Annotated in this window: 16 protein-coding genes and 1 pseudogene; 6 read left to right on the plus strand and 11 right to left on the minus strand. The window is 36.0% G+C overall.

Annotated elements, in window-relative coordinates:
• Positions 1–9 precede the first annotated feature (9 nt).
• Positions 10–396 (plus strand): 30S ribosomal protein S9, encoded by a 387-nt coding sequence (gene rpsI / locus ASC84_RS11575; protein WP_004647927.1) that lies wholly within the window; start codon positions 10–12, stop codon positions 394–396.
• Positions 397–574: 178 nt separating this feature from the next.
• Here the strand turns inward: rpsI and ASC84_RS11580 are convergent.
• Positions 575–883, minus strand: a pseudogene (locus ASC84_RS11580) (hypothetical protein); the annotation flags it as partial.
• 170 nt (positions 884–1053) lie between these two features.
• Between ASC84_RS11580 and ASC84_RS11585 the strand changes: the two are divergent.
• The 5 genes from ASC84_RS11585 to ASC84_RS11605 all read left to right on the plus strand — a co-directional run bounded on the left by ASC84_RS11585 (position 1054) and on the right by ASC84_RS11605 (position 4826).
• Positions 1054–1707: a glutathione S-transferase N-terminal domain-containing protein gene (locus ASC84_RS11585; protein ID WP_004722947.1), complete on the plus strand. Its 654-nt coding sequence runs from the start codon at positions 1054–1056 to the stop codon at positions 1705–1707.
• A gap of 26 nt (positions 1708–1733) precedes the next feature.
• Positions 1734–2174 carry a ClpXP protease specificity-enhancing factor gene (locus ASC84_RS11590; protein ID WP_004722950.1) on the plus strand — a complete coding sequence of 147 codons (441 nt, stop codon included), beginning with the start codon at positions 1734–1736 and terminating at the stop codon, positions 2172–2174.
• A 15-nt stretch (positions 2175–2189) separates the two neighbouring features.
• Positions 2190–2849 carry a hypothetical protein gene (locus tag ASC84_RS11595; protein ID WP_056514768.1) on the plus strand — a complete coding sequence of 220 codons (660 nt, stop codon included), beginning with the start codon at positions 2190–2192 and terminating at the stop codon, positions 2847–2849.
• Positions 2850–3306: 457 nt separating this feature from the next.
• Positions 3307–4278 carry a hypothetical protein gene (locus ASC84_RS11600; RefSeq protein WP_056514772.1) on the plus strand — a complete coding sequence of 324 codons (972 nt, stop codon included), beginning with the start codon at positions 3307–3309 and terminating at the stop codon, positions 4276–4278.
• 14 nt (positions 4279–4292) lie between these two features.
• The gene (locus tag ASC84_RS11605; protein ID WP_004722957.1) at positions 4293–4826 is read left to right on the plus strand and encodes an ATP/GTP-binding protein; all 534 of its coding nucleotides are present in this window, start codon (positions 4293–4295) and stop codon (positions 4824–4826) included.
• Between the two features lie 555 nt (positions 4827–5381).
• Here ASC84_RS11605 and ASC84_RS11610 read toward each other — a convergent pair.
• From ASC84_RS11610 to acnD, 10 genes are all read right to left on the minus strand, one after another.
• On the minus strand, positions 5382–6230 hold the full coding sequence (locus tag ASC84_RS11610) for a GGDEF domain-containing protein (RefSeq protein WP_056514774.1): 849 nt from the start codon (positions 6228–6230) through the stop codon (positions 5382–5384).
• Positions 6231–6923: 693 nt separating this feature from the next.
• The gene (locus ASC84_RS11615) at positions 6924–7391 is read right to left on the minus strand and encodes a hypothetical protein (protein ID WP_056515302.1); all 468 of its coding nucleotides are present in this window, start codon (positions 7389–7391) and stop codon (positions 6924–6926) included.
• Positions 7392–7641: 250 nt separating this feature from the next.
• Positions 7642–8091, minus strand: a complete 450-nt coding sequence (locus ASC84_RS11620; RefSeq protein ID WP_004722963.1) for a hypothetical protein — start codon at positions 8089–8091, stop codon at positions 7642–7644.
• 379 nt (positions 8092–8470) lie between these two features.
• Positions 8471–8674: a hypothetical protein gene (locus ASC84_RS11625; RefSeq protein ID WP_004722965.1), complete on the minus strand. Its 204-nt coding sequence runs from the start codon at positions 8672–8674 to the stop codon at positions 8471–8473.
• A gap of 290 nt (positions 8675–8964) precedes the next feature.
• On the minus strand, positions 8965–9540 hold the full coding sequence (locus ASC84_RS11630; protein ID WP_056514777.1) for a DUF4126 domain-containing protein: 576 nt from the start codon (positions 9538–9540) through the stop codon (positions 8965–8967).
• Between the two features lie 126 nt (positions 9541–9666).
• Positions 9667–9801 (minus strand): hypothetical protein, encoded by a 135-nt coding sequence (locus ASC84_RS22350; protein ID WP_004722968.1) that lies wholly within the window; start codon positions 9799–9801, stop codon positions 9667–9669.
• Between the two features lie 131 nt (positions 9802–9932).
• Entirely contained in the window at positions 9933–10352 is a 420-nt protein-coding gene (locus ASC84_RS11635) for a type II toxin-antitoxin system VapC family toxin (protein ID WP_056514780.1), read from the minus strand.
• On the minus strand, positions 10352–10582 hold the full coding sequence (locus ASC84_RS11640) for an antitoxin (RefSeq protein ID WP_056514782.1): 231 nt from the start codon (positions 10580–10582) through the stop codon (positions 10352–10354). Before ASC84_RS11640 ends, ASC84_RS11635 begins: the two co-directional genes overlap by 1 nt.
• A 127-nt stretch (positions 10583–10709) precedes the next feature.
• Positions 10710–12314, minus strand: coding sequence for a DUF4435 domain-containing protein (locus ASC84_RS11645; RefSeq protein WP_056514784.1), 1605 nt, complete (start codon positions 12312–12314; stop codon positions 10710–10712).
• A 153-nt stretch (positions 12315–12467) separates the two neighbouring features.
• A complete protein-coding gene (gene acnD, locus ASC84_RS11650; RefSeq protein ID WP_056514785.1) occupies positions 12468–15074 on the minus strand; it encodes a Fe/S-dependent 2-methylisocitrate dehydratase AcnD in 2607 nt (868 codons plus the stop codon).
• Between the last annotated feature and the right edge of the window lie 26 nt (positions 15075–15100).

Genomic DNA, 15100 nt, shown 5'->3' on the forward strand with positions numbered 1-15100 from the left:
ATACAGCACATGGCTACTAACTATGGTACAGGTCGCCGTAAGACCGCAACTGCACGTGTTTTCCTATCAGCTGGTACTGGTAAACTCGTAATCAACAACCGCACTCTTGAACAGTATTTCGGTCGTGAAACTGCTCGTATGGTTGTTCGTCAACCACTTGAGCTTTTAGAAGTTACTGAAAAATTTGACCTTTACATCACTGTTGCTGGTGGTGGTATCGGTGGTCAAGCAGGCGCTATCCGTCACGGTATTACTCGTGCATTGATCGCTTCTGACGAGACTTTAAAACCTGCTCTTCGTCAAGCTGGTTTCGTTACTCGTGATGCTCGTGAAGTTGAACGTAAGAAACTTGGTTTACGTAAAGCTCGTAAACGTCCTCAATTCTCTAAACGTTAATTCGTTTACCGAATCGGACAAAAAAACCTCGGCATTTGCCGAGGTTTTTTTATGGGGTAACTATTCGAAGTTACTTTGTTTTATCTCGTTTAGAACAGTCCATGACAGCGTCAGAAATCCCATCGGCAGCTTTTGATTCTGTAATCGTACAACCATTTTCCTGATAAGTTCGAGTTTCCTTAGAGAACTTATGATCTTTCGGAATCGGTGCATTACATGGCTTATCGGTCTTTACATTGACCATTTTGACAGGTCCATCATTATAGATCGTCACCTTACAACCTTTTACGACATATTCTTGTTTGATCCCACCATACATTTCATCTTCAGAAGCAGCAGACGCAACATCACAGGCCTCATCTGCACTACATAAGGCCCCTGCTCCAGCCACTTCCGCTCCAGCGGCTTCGATTGCTTCAGCAGCAGCCTCTTGTACTTGAGCATCTACAGATTGCTTCTTTGCATATGTATTTGAAATACTCATCATCAACAGCAATGCCAAAGCTAATTTACTGTGCTTATTTATTAAATTCATAGGCTTATCCTTGTTTTCTATCTACTTGATAGCAATACCCACCATAAGCTTATTAAAGTTAAGATGATTTTATTGTCTATTTTTAGTATTCTACTCTATTCACTTCACTTAGTTTTTGGAATATGCCTGTCGAAAATGCACCTCAACAAGGGATTACGTTGTATAGCCACGAGGATGACTTTCGTTCACATTGGATTAGATTTCTTCTTGCAGAAAAACAAATTAAACACACCTTAATCATTGTCGAAGAAGATGATGAAGATTTAGCCAGTTTAAATCCATATAATCAACTACCTATGCTGATTGAAAATGATTTAAAGCTGTTTAATACCAGTATTATTTCTGAATACTTAGATGACCGTTATCGACAAAATAAACTCTATGCGGATGCCCCAGCACCACGCGCAGAGCAAAGACAGTATATTTGGCGCTTTGAACAAGATTGGCTTAAACTTGCAGACATTATGCTACGCCACCCAGACACACTTAATGAAGCTGCAAAAAAGAATGCACAAAAACAATTAAAAGATACTTTGGTATCCCTTACTCCACTTTTTCAACATTATCCTTATTTTATGTCTGAAAACTTTACAATTTTAGATTGCATGTTAGCGCCAATTTTCATACGGTTAAAACATATGGGAATTGAATTACCGAAACAGCAATCTCGTCCAATTTTATTATATTGCCAACGGATTTTTAGCCGCCCTGCTTTTTTAAAGTCGATGACTTTTAAAGAGAAAAACAGATATAGTGAATTTTTGGCAAAATTCTAGATCGCAAATCAATAGAGTATTTTTTAATGTCTGAACAAGAATTGAACTTAACCCCAACTCGACCATACCTTGCACGCGCAATATATGAATGGATTTGCGACAACAATTTAACGCCATACTTACTTGTTGACGCAACCAAACCCTATACCGATGTACCACAACAATTTGTACAAGATGGGCAAATTGTATTGAACATCGCACCACATTCTGTGCATATGTTAAATATGACCAATGAAGCAATTACCTTCTCTGCTCGATTTAGTGGTGCATCTAAAGATATCTATGTGCCTATAAATGCAGTATTAGGCTTGTATGCACGCGAAAATGGACAAGGATTATTCTTTGATCCTGATGAATATGCCAATGTGCAAATAGATGAAGATGTTTTAGAATCAAATACTAGTGAAGAAGTAGAAACTAAAACTGAGGCACCAAAGAAAAAACCAAGTTTAAGAATTTTAGAATAGAACAAGGAGAACTGAATGGCTTTTGATCTCGTACAATACTTTGCTGAGCAGATAAAGATTCAAAAGCCTCAGCTATTATCTCAATTAGAGCCTGCTCAACGTATAGCACATATTGAAGAACTCAATGCTTTAACGTTGGGTAAACTCATTACGCTATGGCGTAAAGATGATGATGCGTTGTATCAAGAAATTCTTTCGCAAGATCAGTTATACAGCCAAGAAATTTCTCGACACCTCACCACCTCTACTCAGAATAAATCCAGTTTAGATAAATCTATACTTGAACCAGCAACAACTGAAATTCTTGAACTACAGCTTGCTGAATTAAAGCAGCTTGAAACAGCAGGAAGTTTAGGTAAGCGAGGTCTTCGAGAATTGGTGATTGGGCAAATTGAGCACCTCTCAGGTCAGGCGAAAGATTGGGTTTGGTCAACAAACGAACTAACCGAACTGATTGGCTCTCAACCTGTGCCTGAAGAAGAGATATCATTAGATGAAACGATGAAGGAGTTTAATCAAATGGTCAATGTTCAAAAAGCAGATCTTCATACAGATCACCAAGAAGTTGTAGTAACCGAAACGGCAAATCCTACTTGGGCTAAAATTGCAGAACCGGTGGTGGCACTTGTGGTTTTGTATATTCTTTTTGAAGCAGCGACGAAGCTTTTTGCTTAATTTAGTCTGATAATCAAAAATTATAAAAAGCGATCGAAATGATCGCTTTTTTTCATGTAAAAAATACTTAAGTAATTTTAATCATTTCACGTGATTAAAATCACAGTAATAATATTATAAATGATAAAATATGCACAATAATAATAAACATTCAAATTACTATTAAGTTAAGCTTTTATTGATAAAAATAACTAAGCAATTTATTTAACTTTAAGATAGATTTTTTATAATAACTAATGTTAATTTAAAGACATGAAACTCTCTAAACGTTAAGAAAAATTAACAGTTTACACAGGAGGATAATAATGCAAGAAATATACTGATTAAATGCCAAGCAATTAAACATTAAAAAAATGATTTTACTGGAAAAAGAACAAATCTAACGTTAACTTAAACTAACTACGACCGTTAAAAAACAGTTTACACTTTAATTTTTTAATATTAGATAAGTGATATTATGAACAATCAATGTATCAATATCGCAATTTCAGGCTTAGGTTTAACCACCTCTGACGATCTTAAAATAAGACTTAGAAAAATTTTACCAACCAACATTGGTATAAATTGGACAAGTGTTTCAGATCAAAATATAAATTGTATTTTGATCAATGAGCAGTTTTTTGAAAATAATAATATCCAGAATATTATCCAAAATAAAAATATTCCTTATTTAAAAATTTCAAAACATAGTGAACATAAAGAAAGTGCTGAAGATAATTTACTCTGCATCCCGATTTATGACGAATTTACACTGAAAAACTGGGTCAATATCAAATTACTGCATAAGACTGAAACAGAACAATCTGAACTTAGCCAAACTCCAGATGATGAAGCTGATGATCAACTTGAAATCAAAGAAATTGATTTTTTTGCAGCGCTTTTCCATCACGACAGCCGCAAAGTTATTTTAAATGATCATCTCGGCACGATTGCGATTATCGACCATCATGCGCATCTGGCATGGCTAGAAGCCACCCGTGAAGAATACCAAACAGATCGCTCGATACACTACACCGCGGCAGTCACTGCGGACTTTATAAAAGTCTCTCGTAAACGACAATTCAATTTAGAAAATTGGTTATTTAACCTGATTTGGAAAAATCCCAATTTAATTACCGTACCTGCAGCTGATAAATATTATCGCCTCAAATTTTGGGTTCAACCCAATGAGCTGGATAAGAAATTACTGTTACAACTAAGTGCATGTTTTATTTCTGGGGCTGAGATTCAACACGTCTCAGACAAACTCAACATTCCAGTCACAACCGTGCAGCACTTTGTTGCTGCGAATTTAGCCATCCATAACGCTGAACTGATTTCAGCAAAAGAAAGCCTATTTGATAAAACATCAAGTGATACTGAGCAAACGGAAGAAAAAGGAATTTTAAAAAGCTTTTTTAACAAATTAAAAAGTCGATTTAAATTTTAAGGGATAAATACACGATGATTATTCAGAAGTATAAAATTGTTTTTGCAGGTTCAATGGGGGCAGGTAAAACTGAAGCGATTAAATCATTATCAGAAGTACCTGTATTAGCAACTGAAGCATTTAACACCGATGATCGTAGCCATAAAAAACTAAACACAACCGTGGGAATCGATTATGGCGAAGTAACCCTTGATGATGGCAGTAAAGTTGGGCTGTATGGCACACCAGGACAAGGTCGCTTTGACTTTATGTGGGGTGTGATATGCAAAGGCGCGATTGGTACGATTTTGTTGATTGATCATAGCTTAGCAACACCCTTAGATGAACTTGAATATTACCTCAATATTTTTAAGCAGTATGGTGAAAACATTGTGATTGGAGTCACCCATATCGATGATGATATGAATAAGCCAACGCACCAATACCGTCAATGGTTGATGGAACGTAATTTAAATTTACCTGTGTTTTTTATTGATGCACGCAAGAAAGCCGATGTGTTATTGCTCTTAGAAACCTTGATCACCACATTAGAAGTAAAATATTTATAGACTATTGATATGTATCCGCTTACTGTAAACGTATTCGGATACTGAAAAGTTACTATATTTAAACCAGTTAATTATTCATATAAGTGATATCTATCAAGTCATTGATTAGAAAATAAGCTCATGTTTTGTATGAACTTTTAGGAAATTTTGGTTATCAATTGATTTTTTGTACTTTTGAATCCTAGATGGTTATCCTACCACAGGGCGACATGGATGTCGCCGTTGGGCGGGGGTACAGGACGTACCCCTCGCCCAACTAAAGATTTTTGTCACTTTTCATCTCTGAAAAGTGAGGCATCGCCTACGCAAAGGGATTTAAACGTTGAATGTAAGGTGTGGCAATGCAAGCTTTTTTATAATTAAACAATTGATTTTTCGTATAATTGTTTAATTATAAATATTAATTAATAAAAATTATATTCTTGTGTATGCGTTTTTTAACAGGTTAACTATATTTAAAGCCGTTATTTAAGTAATGAGAATATAAAACCGAATCCACTTGATAGCATAAACGAATAAAATCTTTAGCCTTATTACTGATTGTAAGGCTACTGTTTATAAGATTGCCTGAATTGTTGTTTGTGACTTACCTTGTGCTTTAGACTGATACATCAATAGATCTGCCTGATGCGTGGCATCATCGACATCGTCAGGTAATTCATTATAAATACGAATCCCCATACTAAAATCAATACCGAATTTTTGCTTTAAGCCACTAAATAAGAAACTATTTCTAAGTCGTTTTGCGTAGTCCTCGATTCCTTTTAAATCAGTATCTTGTAAGATTACTACAAATTCATCACCACCCATACGAGCAACCACATCAGAATGGCGTGTCGCAGCTTGCAATACATGGGCGAACTCAACCAAGACATCATCACCTTTGCTATGTCCATAGGTATCATTTACCGCTTTAAAGCCATCTAAATCTATAATAGCGACAGCTAAGGTATGTTCTTTTTTGCAATATCGCTTTTTTAGAGCCTGATACTCTAAATTAAAGGCACGAGTATTATTCAGCGATGTCAGAGAATCTTTCATTGCCATTAAGGTCATTTCATTTAAATTATTTTTTATTCTCAACAATAAAAAAGCCACAACACTAAAGAAGCCAAGCCTTACACAAGCATTCCAGAAAGGGATAATCGAATTTGTATACTGGTGCCCTGCACTATAGTCAGCATATAACCAAGTAATCCCCGATAAAATAACCGCAATCATCGCGATATGCTTGTTGTCATACCATGCAGCGATAGAAACAGGAATCAGATAAAACACTGCAAATGAGTATTCATAGCCAGTCGCCAGATCAATTGCACCTAAAATGATGATGATAAAAAGCAAACTAATACGACGTACAACCATCGAACTCATCAACAGATAGGTCTCCAATTGTTTAATCATTTAGACATCATTCCTTGACCAATAGCAGTAAGTTTTTGAAACAGCTTGAATATAAAAAACCAAAAACAACAACACCACGAAACCGAACTAAAGCTATGTTTTAATTAATTTTAATAATAAAATTCAGACTTCATTAGTCACTTATAGTTAAAATATTCAATAAAGTAAAGTTTTGAGTATGATGATTTTTAGCTTCTTATAGATAATTTCTTAATTACTTTGTAGCTAGGTTAATTAGATCAAATAAATGGAATTGTACAGTATAATTTTTATCAAATTTTTCAGGATGAGCGGGAAAACAACTCTGGTTTACTTCAACTATTAAAACTTTGTAAGTTTTAATCCTATTGCCTATAAACTTTTGATTTATAGCGTCCTAAGCCGAATCGAGACCTTGTGGGTAAGTACTACACTCACGTTGTACGTAACTGGTAGCAATCTACTCTTTTCGATCCCTTACATCCTTGAGATAAATATTAACGAAATCGGCTCGGGATTATTTTCCTAAGATAGATTAATTTTTTTATTTTTTAGGAAAATTTTCCTTCAAAAGTCACTTAATAAAGAAAATTTTCCAAGAAAGTATATTTAATGATTTTTTATTGCATAAATTCAAAAAAAAATGCAAATTTAATTTATAAATTTGCATTTTAGTCACTCTATTTCAATTGGCACACGCTTTAATCTGCTGAGTTAAGACGCATCTTTTAGTGAAGTTGCTTTACTGTCACGCAAGATATCTTCTAAGCTTTTGGTATCCTGATTTAAAAATGCGGTTAAACTCGCTTTTACCTGTTCAAGCGTACTGTGTTTGATTGCAAATACTTCTTTATTTTTCCGCGTCATCAAGCCAAATAATTCGCGTTGTGGGAAAATCAATTTTATATTGCTTTCTATCTTAAATTCAAAATCTTCACTTTTCGCATAAGCATTTAATGTAATTTTTAAAAATGCTTCTGATGCTGAGCTGAACACTGTAAAAATAGTATTTCGACCATCCAGTTGTAATTGTAAAACACGTTGACGGCGCCAACTGATACTTTCAAATTTCGCCAATATCTCAGCAATATCTAAATCGCTCTCATGCTCCATCTCACGCTCATCTGTGTGATTAGGATACTGAATTTGAATTTCAAAATTGTTCATTATTTTATAACGCATACCTTTAAAATCTATTTGTAGTGTAACAATACTCATTGAAATTAATAGCAATTTAAACCAAATTTTTATAAATTAGTCATTGATTTTAAAGTTTAAATTGTATAATCGCTCACTATATTTAACTTTTATATGTACTAAGTGTATTTTATCCATTGGTCAAATAATCAAGCCCGTTTATTACTTTTTTTACAGATCAATAAGGAAGCTCACGCTTCCTTATTTTTTTTATAGAAGATGCGACCTCTAGTCGTTATGCCAAACGATGCTCTTGCAGCATTTTTTTATGCATTAATTGTCGATATTGTTCTGTCATCTCTTCGATTTGACCATTTAGGAATAAGCTGAGCTGTTCTGAAACTTGCGATTGGTTTAAGTTTTTATACACCACATCATATTTCTTTTTACGCGTTAAAAGCCCCAGAAATTCTTTACTTTCAACAACCAGTTGGATATTGCTATCGATCTGAAAAACAGGGTCTGCTTTACTCGAGTGTGTATTTAACTGGATATGTAAATAAAGTTCTGTCTCCGTGTCCTGTACAGCAAAGGAAATATCAGAATTTTCAACTTGTCCCTGTATCAGGAATAAACGACGCCAATTGATCGCATAAAATTTTGCACGAATTTGCTCAATGTCCTCTGCCTCAAATGACACGATATCTTGCGCAGGCAAATTGATCTCGACCTCGAACTTTCTCATTGTTCTCACCTATCCATGTGATGTTTATATTATGAGCTATTAATAGCATTTATATCTTTTTTTTAAAACAAATATTTATGTTAAATCATTAAAATTTATTACTTTTTATCAAATACACATCACAAAAATCAGATTATTTATTGATGAAGTTTTTATTAATTTTTCTATTTTTATATCAAACAGTAAAAAGTATCAGTATCTTTTCAATTCTCAAATTATTTAAAAAAAGAGTCAGCATAAGCTTTCGTCGTGACTTCAAACAATTGACGTTTAAAATATACATTTCAATTGAATAAATATACGTTCTATCCCTTTTAATATTATGTTGTTCCACCATATAAAGATGGAACAGCAGGTAAAATCGGTGATGATTAGCTGCTTAACAACAGCAAACACATCCCTTAATTTTTTCACGAGGCCAATTCATCTTTGCTCGTTTAATTGCCAACTCACTTGTCGCAAAAAAACCCAGTAAATTTTGATTTTCCGCCTTAGGTAAATGCTCACAAGCTTTACTTGCATTGTGTACCTCATATACACCATTGGCTTGCGCATTTATATTGATAATAAACTTGTCCATCATAAAAGTTTCCCCCAGTACTCTTAAAAAGACTTTGAGATTAAATCCATAAAGATGATGTTTTCATTAATCCCATAATAAAAGTATGCCTTTATGATACAAAAATCAATCTCTCTTTTATTGATTTATTGTTGGGGAAATTTGTCTTTGTATTCGATTTAAAGTGAATCAAATTTTATGTCAAAAAACAGCGAACACTTAATCCAATTTAATAACTCAACCCAATTGAATTGAGTCATCATCCTCTTTGGATCTTGATAAACAGTTGCTTCAAAAGTGCTTTAACACACTAACTACAATGGATGAACAACGCTTTCTTGCTTTTTCTTTCTTAACCAGCGAACCGCTACCACCATCAAGATAATACCAACAACCACCACCAATACAGGAACGATAAGCGATAATACCGATACCACGATTGCCCCAATCCACTCACCTGTAGACACCAAAGGATTGGCTATTCCGCCTGTCGTTGCAGTAGATACACCACGAACCGCAACCGTTCCCATTTGTACAGCTGTTGCTGTACCACCACCAACGATAATCGCAGCCGCCCAGCTTGCAAACTGTGACATTTCACCTGTACTGACCGCCATGGTGGTCAATGTTCCAGCCACCATCGCTGCTGGCGTGGCAATAGTATCTAAAGCATTGTCGACCCAAGGAATATAGTACGCACCAATTTCACAAATGGTTGCGACAGCTAAGCCAATACATACCGATGGTATCGCTAACCACTCAAAACCTTTCATTGGCTCAAACCAGCCCATCAGTGATGCAACACTCATCACCAATAACGGTACAAATACACGAAAACCGCAGGCGGCACTTAAACCAATGCCAATACATAAACTCAGGATTGTTTCCATAATGATTTATCTGCCTTTTTCTCGTTATCTTTTCAACTATTATTAAATTAACAAAAAGCCCTATCACTGGATAGGGCTTTTGCTTAAAACAGGGAATATCTGTTTTATCTGTGCGGCTTAGCAATCTTATTTTTTAAATTGATTGCCAAGGCATTTGGTACACTGGGGTAAACGATCTGTACCAATTTCTAAGTAAGTGCGATGTCCGCATTGGACACAAAAATAGAAGCCTGTTCCGGGTTTTTCGCCAGCAGTAACCATTTTTGTTCTCCATAGGTTTTAGAAATGGTGAATAAAGTATAACCATATTTTGATGTATGTCTACTGTCTATTTCCAAAAATGATGGTGTCATTTTTGCAAGAAATGATTTCAAGAGAGAGTTTTATAAACTTTATATAGTTTTTGTGACCCAATTTTCAACTTTAAGTCCAGCAACTCGTAAGAATTCTTTTTCGTTATTGGTAACCATAACCCAATTATTTACTCTAGCATGTGCTGCAAGCCATAAATCATTATTACCAATGATTTGACCTTTAGAAGATAGATCTTTACGAATATGTGCATAATGATCAGCAACTTTTTCATCTAGCTCAACAACTTGAATCATTGATGTAAGCTCATCAATCACTTGTAATGCTTTTTCTTTATTTTGACTTTTTTCAGCCCCAAAACGTAATTCTCCTAAAGTAACCACGGAAATTAAAATATTACGGTTAGGTAAATGCTTTTCAAAATGTTGACGAACAATTACAGGTTGATGTTTTGTGATATAGATACAAATATTTGTATCCAGTAAATATTGTGTCTGCATTAAAACTCTTCTCGTTCTTGAGGTGGTTCATCCACTCTTTCTTCTGCATAAAAGTCATCAGGCATTTGTGCCAATACTTTAAATAACCGATCTACTGTGATTGGTTTTTCACGCAGTATCACTTCATCGCCACGACGAAAAATTTCAACTTCTTTACCTTCAAAGCGAAATTCTTTAGGTAAACGAATCGCTTGGCTACGTCCTGTCATAAAAACTTTTGCTGTAGACATACTTCTACTCCATAGTTTTTGGTATATATCTTATGGTAGATATTTATTGGTTTTTTTTCAATCAAAAAATATTAATCAAATAAAGAAGCTCTATCAAATGATAGAGCTTAAAATTATGGAGTTAAAACTAACGAATAAACTGCTGGAAATTTCCAAAATATGGTTTCAATGCATTTTTTATAACATCCTTACATTCACCTTTTGAAAATCTCACCACTGTTTCCGGCAAACTACCATTACTTAACCCTAAAGAAGTACTAATTTGAGAAGCTAAAGATTTACGATTATAAACTGCTAATAACTCAGAATAATTCCTTTGTTGAAGGATACATTGCAATAGCTGTTTGTTTTCTGAATAAAGCTTATTAACATCAATTTTACTTACAACATCATTTAAGCTATTCTGAATTTCAGATTCTGTTCTTTTGCTTGTATCAAACATTTGAAGTAAAAATTTGATTTCATCATTCACTCGTAAAGCAACTTGAGTTTCAATTTCTCCACTCAATCTAGAAAAAATGGTATTAGATATATTTTGGAAATCCTGATGAGCCTCTCGACCTAGACGGTTACTCACTATTTCCAATACTTCTTGTGTGCAAAATAGATTTTCTACTTCAGCAACATTCAATACATAAATAGAATCTTGCTCCAACTTATTAATTTCATGCTGAGGACGCCTATCTCTATCTATAATCCCATAAACTTGCAAATGATGAAGTTGATTATTTACTTTTAATGCTTTTACAGACTGTATTACTTGTGTACAACTTCCACGTGGGATTACTAAAAAGTCTGAGAGAATCTCTCTATACAAACTAACATCAAAACTGCCATTCTCGCCTTCAACAAAAACAATTGGTTTTCTACTACCTAAAATTTCAATAATCAACTCATTAGGTAGATTCATGTCCTCAAAAATCTCTTCTAATTGCCAATTTTGACCATCAAAAGATTTTAACCATATTTTTTTTGAGTTTTCTTTTGCTGAAGCAAAATCTACATCATGAGTCAAATAAACAAACAAACAATCACTTCGTAATTTTTCTATCTCATTCCATAATGGAATTTGCACAGATTTATGTAGATGTAATTCAGGCTCATCAATCACAATAATGCCATTTGGTGGAGCCGCTAAACATTGTCCAATTAAATAAAAAATAATCCTCTCACCATCACTCATTTCTGAAGAACTATATACTTTCTCATTTTTTCCTTTGGGACAAGTTTGTATCCTTAAACCACCTATAATTAGTTCTCTATGAGGTAAAATTTGCTCCCATAATATTTTCACTTGATCAATTTTGGTCAATGGTGGAATAAGTCTTTCTTGAGATTCCTTACATGCTCTTTTAAATTTAGCATTCTCTTCTGTTTCATCTGAAAATAAATAAACCATGAGTTTATTAAAATCGTTTTGCATAGTAGTGGCTGGTTTCTGCTGCCACTTATTCATTTTATAAGCAGCATTAGTATAGCTAGAATGTCCAAAAAGCAAATCTTTTTCAGCTAAATCAATAGACTGTGGTGTAGTAGAATCAGGAAATTGCAACGATTTCTGAGCAGAAATACGATGAACCCTTTCTTTCTGAGGAGAGTTAATTTCAATCCATGTGCCAAGCCTAGTTTTGCCGGCTCCATTAGCTCCAATAAATAAAATACTTTGAGTCGCTTCAACTTCTCTTAATTGACTACCATTACTTGGTAAATTTAATTTTTTAATCTCAGACACTTTGAAAATTCAACCTATAAAACCCCACTAAAAAGTAGGGCATTTTTACAAAAATATCAATAACTTTAATCTCCATTATCCCCTCTTTTAAAAGAGAAAAACTCCCTCCTTTTTCAAAGGAGGGTTGGGGAGGATTTAAAGAATAGAATTCAATTAAGCCACTTGCCCTTCCAAGAAATCCTGTGCAAAGCGTTGTAATACCCCACCCGCTTCATACACATGCACTTCTTCTTCAGTATCCAAACGACAAGTTACAGGAACTTCAATCACTTCATTCTTACCATCAACCGTGGCACGCTCAATCACCAAAGTTAAGTCTGTACGTGGTGCAATATTACCAATCACGCTATACAGCTCAGTACCATCAAGCTTTAAGGTTTTACGGTCAGTACCCGCTTTAAACTCAAGTGGTAAAACGCCCATACCAACAAGGTTAGTACGATGGATACGTTCAAAGCCTTCAGCCACAATCGCTTCAACCCCTGCAAGACGAACACCTTTCGCAGCCCAGTCACGGCTAGAGCCTTGACCATAATCCTTACCAGCAATGATAATCAGTGGTTGCTTACGATTCATATAAATCTCAATCGCTTCCCACATACGCATCACTTCGCCTTCTGGCTCAACACGCGCTTTAGAACCTTGTTTGATGGTGCCGTCTGAACGAACTACCATTTCATTAAACAGTTTTGGGTTGGCAAAAGTTGCACGTTGCGCGGTCAAATGGTCACCACGATGCGTTGCATACGAGTTAAAGTCTTCTTCAGGAACACCCATTTTATGCAGATATTCACCCGCTGCCGAATCCATCATAATTGCATTCGATGGTGACAAATGATCCGTGGTAATGTTGTCAGGTAAGATCGCAAGTGGACGCATATTTGACAATGTACGTGGTGCAGCCAAAGCCCCTTCCCAATACGGTGGACGGCGAATATAAGTACTTTGCGGGCGCCAATCATATAACGGGCTTTCTGATTTTTCTGTCACACCCAAATCAAACATCGGGATATACACTTTACGGAACTGTTCAGGTTTTACAGATTCTTTAACCAGCGCGTCAATTTCAGCATCCGATGGCCAAACATCTTTTAGGTAAATTGGATTACCGTCTTTGTCATTGCCCAATGAATCCGTTTCAATATCAAAACGAATTGTGCCTGCAATTGCATAAGCCACCACCAATGGTGGTGAAGCCAAGAATGCTTGTTTTGCATAAGGATGGATACGACCATCAAAGTTACGGTTACCTGAAAGTACCGCAGTGGCATACAAATCACGGTCAATAATTTCTTGCTGAATCTTTGGGTCTAAAGCACCAGACATACCGTTACAGGTCGTACATGCATAGGCCACGATACCAAAACCAAGCTTTTCTAAATCCTCAAGTACGCCAGCTTCTTCAAGATAAAGTGCAGCAGCTTTAGAGCCTGGTGCAAATGATGATTTCACCCAAGGTTTACGTACTAAGCCCAATTCATTTGCTTTACGTGCCAACAAACCCGCGGCAACTGTATTACGAGGGTTAGAGGTATTGGTACAAGAGGTAATCGCGGCGATAATGATTGCACCATCAGGCATTAAACCATCAGTACGGTTTTCAACTACGCCTGCAATGCCTTTCTCTTTTAAATCTGCTGTTGATACACGTGCATGTGGGTTTGATGGACCTGCAATATTACGTGTTACGGTTGAAAGATCGAAACGAAGTACCCGAGGGTATTCTGCTTGTTGCATATCTGATGCCCAAAGACCAATTTCTTTGGCATAACTTTCTACCAATTTGATTTGGTCTGATTCACGACCAGTCAAGGTTAAATAATCAATGGTGTTCTGGTCGATATAGAACATTGCCGCAGTTGCGCCATATTCTGGAGTCATATTGGAAATCGTTGCACGATCTCCTACAGACATACTGTCCGCGCCTTCACCAAAGAATTCTAAATATGCACCCACTACACGTTCTTTACGCAAGAATTCTGTCAGCGCTAAAACGATATCTGTGGCAGTGATGCCAGCTTTGCGCTGTCCCACCAATTCCACACCGATAATGTCTGGAAGGCGCATCCAAGATGCACGACCAAGCATGACATTTTCAGCTTCCAAACCACCAACACCAATAGAAATTACACCTAGCGCATCTGTATGTGGTGTATGTGAATCTGTACCGACACAAGTATCTGGAAATGCGATACCTTCACGGTTTTGAATCACTGGAGACATTTTCTCCAAGTTAATTTGGTGCATGATGCCGTTGCCTGCTGGGATCACATCGACATTTTCAAATGCTGTTTTAGTCCATTCAATAAAGTGAAAACGATCTTCATTACGACGGTCTTCTACAGCACGGTTTTTTTCAAATGCATCTGGATCAAAGCCACCGTATTCCACTGCTAGAGAGTGGTCAACGATCAACTGCGTTGGTACAACAGGATTAACTTTAGCAGGGTCACCGCCTTGGTCTGCAATCGCATCACGTAAACCTGCAAGGTCGACTAATGCTGTTTGTCCGAGGATGTCGTGACATACCACACGTGCTGGATACCAAGGGAAATCATGGTCTTGTTTACGATTAATCAGTTCTTTTAAAGACTGTTCGAGAATGGCTGGATCACAACGGCGTACCAGCTGTTCAGCCAATACTTTTGATGTGTATGGAAGTTTTGCATATGCGCCTTGCTGGATGTCTTCTACGGCTTGACGCACATCGAAGTATTCGAGCTGGGTACCTTGCAGTGGTTTACGATAGTTGTTATTCATTAGTTTTGTGCCTCTTGCATCATTTT

The organism is Acinetobacter sp. Root1280, assembly GCF_001425285.1.
Classification (GTDB): Bacteria; Pseudomonadota; Gammaproteobacteria; order Pseudomonadales; family Moraxellaceae; genus Acinetobacter; species Acinetobacter guillouiae.

Excerpts from the sequence above, each read along its gene's own strand:
- rpsI (WP_004647927.1), top strand. The coding sequence starts at position 10 with ATGGCTACTAACTATGGTACAGGTCGCCGTAAGACCGCAACTGCACGT.
- ASC84_RS11585 (WP_004722947.1), top strand. The coding sequence starts at position 1,054 with ATGCCTGTCGAAAATGCACCTCAACAAGGGATTACGTTGTATAGCCAC.
- ASC84_RS11590 (WP_004722950.1), top strand. The coding sequence starts at position 1,734 with ATGTCTGAACAAGAATTGAACTTAACCCCAACTCGACCATACCTTGCA.
- ASC84_RS11595 (WP_056514768.1), top strand. The coding sequence starts at position 2,190 with ATGGCTTTTGATCTCGTACAATACTTTGCTGAGCAGATAAAGATTCAA.
- ASC84_RS11600 (WP_056514772.1), top strand. The coding sequence starts at position 3,307 with ATGAACAATCAATGTATCAATATCGCAATTTCAGGCTTAGGTTTAACC.
- ASC84_RS11605 (WP_004722957.1), top strand. The coding sequence starts at position 4,293 with ATGATTATTCAGAAGTATAAAATTGTTTTTGCAGGTTCAATGGGGGCA.
- ASC84_RS11610 (WP_056514774.1), bottom strand. The coding sequence starts at position 6,230 with ATGATTAAACAATTGGAGACCTATCTGTTGATGAGTTCGATGGTTGTA.
- ASC84_RS11615 (WP_056515302.1), bottom strand. The coding sequence starts at position 7,391 with ATGCGTTATAAAATAATGAACAATTTTGAAATTCAAATTCAGTATCCT.
- ASC84_RS11620 (WP_004722963.1), bottom strand. The coding sequence starts at position 8,091 with ATGAGAAAGTTCGAGGTCGAGATCAATTTGCCTGCGCAAGATATCGTG.
- ASC84_RS11625 (WP_004722965.1), bottom strand. The coding sequence starts at position 8,674 with ATGATGGACAAGTTTATTATCAATATAAATGCGCAAGCCAATGGTGTA.
- ASC84_RS11630 (WP_056514777.1), bottom strand. The coding sequence starts at position 9,540 with ATGGAAACAATCCTGAGTTTATGTATTGGCATTGGTTTAAGTGCCGCC.
- ASC84_RS22350 (WP_004722968.1), bottom strand. The coding sequence starts at position 9,801 with ATGGTTACTGCTGGCGAAAAACCCGGAACAGGCTTCTATTTTTGTGTC.
- ASC84_RS11635 (WP_056514780.1), bottom strand. The coding sequence starts at position 10,352 with ATGCAGACACAATATTTACTGGATACAAATATTTGTATCTATATCACA.
- ASC84_RS11640 (WP_056514782.1), bottom strand. The coding sequence starts at position 10,582 with ATGTCTACAGCAAAAGTTTTTATGACAGGACGTAGCCAAGCGATTCGT.
- acnD (WP_056514785.1), bottom strand. The coding sequence starts at position 15,074 with ATGAATAACAACTATCGTAAACCACTGCAAGGTACCCAGCTCGAATAC.